General features: G+C 65.8%; 2 protein-coding genes and 1 other annotated feature. Both genes read left to right on the top strand.

The window, feature by feature from the left end; translation table 11 throughout:
• Positions 1–210 precede the first annotated feature (210 nt).
• Complete coding sequence (locus BN1197_RS00130; RefSeq protein ID WP_052465786.1) at positions 211–663, top strand: IS110 family transposase; 453 nt, start codon at positions 211–213, stop codon at positions 661–663.
• A gap of 21 nt (positions 664–684) precedes the next feature.
• Positions 685–1,952 (top strand): IS3 family transposase gene (locus tag BN1197_RS00135; RefSeq protein WP_095999816.1). Its coding sequence is split into 2 segments (ribosomal slippage): positions 685–982 and positions 982–1,952, totalling 1,269 coding nucleotides; the frame shifts between segments, so codons are not numbered across the junction.
• Positions 969–1,100 (top strand) — a sequence feature (AL1L pseudoknot). It overlaps the preceding gene by 132 nt.
• Positions 1,953–1,966: the final 14 nt, after the last annotated feature.

Consider the following 1,966-nt stretch of genomic DNA (forward strand, 5'->3'; position numbering starts at 1 on the left):
CGCTCCCAGTGGAAGGCTTGGGGGTGTTCCGGTGGGTTCGCTCCTGTTGCGCTCTGCCCTCGTGGCTAATGTCCGTAGTGCGGCTCGCCGGGACACCACGGCCCGACCGGCGTGGCTTGAGAGGAGCGTGATCGGCGCATCCTGACTGGGATATGCCCACCGGCCGGACCGTGAACCCCACCCGATTCACGGCCAGGAAGGGCACTTCCCATGATCACGTTCGGTGTCGATGCACACAAGCGCTCTCACACGATCGTTGCCGTCGATGAGCTGGGCCGCAAGATCGCGACCCGCACCATCGGGACCACCACCAGCGAGCATCTGCAGGCCCTCGCTTGGGCCGTGCAGGTCACCCCGGCCGGGCACGATCGCCGTTGGGCCATCGAGGACTGCCGGCACATGACCCGGCGACTGGAAGCAGACCTGCTCGCCGCCGGGGAGGACCTGGTGCGTGTCCCACCCAAGCTCATGGCCCACGTGCGCGACAGCGCCCGCAGCTACGGCAAGTCCGACCCCATTGATGCCTTGGCCGTGGCCCGCGCGGCACTACGCGAACCTGACCTGCCGGTGGCCCGCCTGGACGGCGCAGAGCGTGATATCCGCCTGCTGGTGGACCACCGCGAAGCCCTCATTGGATCGCCCCGGGAAGGGTGGAGGGCTTGATCTCCCCAGGAGGATGGAGTCATGCCTGCACCGAAGAGGTACCCCGACGAGTTGCGTGAACGAGCGATCCGGTTGGTTCGCGACCGGATCGCCGCCGAGCCCGGCTTGGCGGTCTCGCGTGCGTGCCGGTTGACCGGTGAGCAGCTCGGGATCAACGGCGACACGCTGCGGAACTGGGTCAAACGCGAACGGATCGACGACGGAGAGATCCCCGGCACAACGAGTACGGACGCGGCCCGGATCGCAGAGTTGGAGAAGGAGAACCGCGAACTGCGGCGCGCGAATACGATTCTGCGCCAGGCGAGTGCCTATTTCGCTCAGGCGGAGCTCGACCGCCGACCGTAGACGTCGATGCGTTCATTGCCGCGCACCGCGACGAGCATGGGGTCGAGCCGATCTGCGAGGTCCTGAAAGAGACTGGAATCGCGATCGCCCCAAGCTCCTATTATGCCCGCAAGAGTAGGCCTGTCTCGAAGCGGGCCACAAGTGATGCCGTCATCGACGAACGTCTGCAGGAGCTGCACGAGAAGAACTTCGGCGTGTACGGGGTCCGCAAGATGTGGAAGGCCTATCTGCGGGCCTGGCCCGGTGAGCCGGTCGCACGATGCACCATCGAACGTCGCATGCGAGCGTTGGGCCTGGCTGGCGTGCCGAACGCGCGCACCACCCGGACCACCAGACCCGCGCGGGCGAAGGCCTGCCCGGCCGACCGGCTCCAGCGGGACTTCACCGCGCCGGCGCCGGACCACCGGTGGGTAGCCGACATCACCTACGTCGCCACATGGGCCGGGTTCGTGTACGTGGCTTTCGTGATGGACCTGTATTCCCGCCGGATCACCGGGTGGCGGGTATCGAACTCATTAAGGACCGATCTGGCGCTGGACGCCCTGGAACACGCCTTGTGGGAACGTGGCCGACACCAGCGAGACCTGTCGTGCCTGGTGCACCACTCGGATCGCGGCTGCCAATACGTCTCTATTCGTTACACCGAGAGGCTCCTTGAGTCCGGAATCGAACCCTCGGTCGGATCGACCGGCGATTCCTACGACAATGCCGCTGCCGAGGCGTTGAACAAAATCTACAAGAAGGAACTCATCTGGAAACGTGGGCCGTGGAGCGGTCTGGATGCCGTCGAACTCGCCACCATGGAGTGGGTCGACTGGTACAACAACGACCGCCTTCACTCACACTGCGGCGACATCCCACCCATCGAGTACGAAGACCTGTTCTACGCTGAACACGCCAGCGCCCCGGCACCCGCCGGGGCGGCACAACCCGCTCTCCACTGAACCCGGGGCGATCC

Origin of the sequence: Mobilicoccus massiliensis, from assembly GCF_000826525.2 — a bacterium.
In the GTDB taxonomy this organism is placed as follows: domain Bacteria; phylum Actinomycetota; class Actinomycetes; order Actinomycetales; family Dermatophilaceae; genus Mobilicoccus; species Mobilicoccus massiliensis.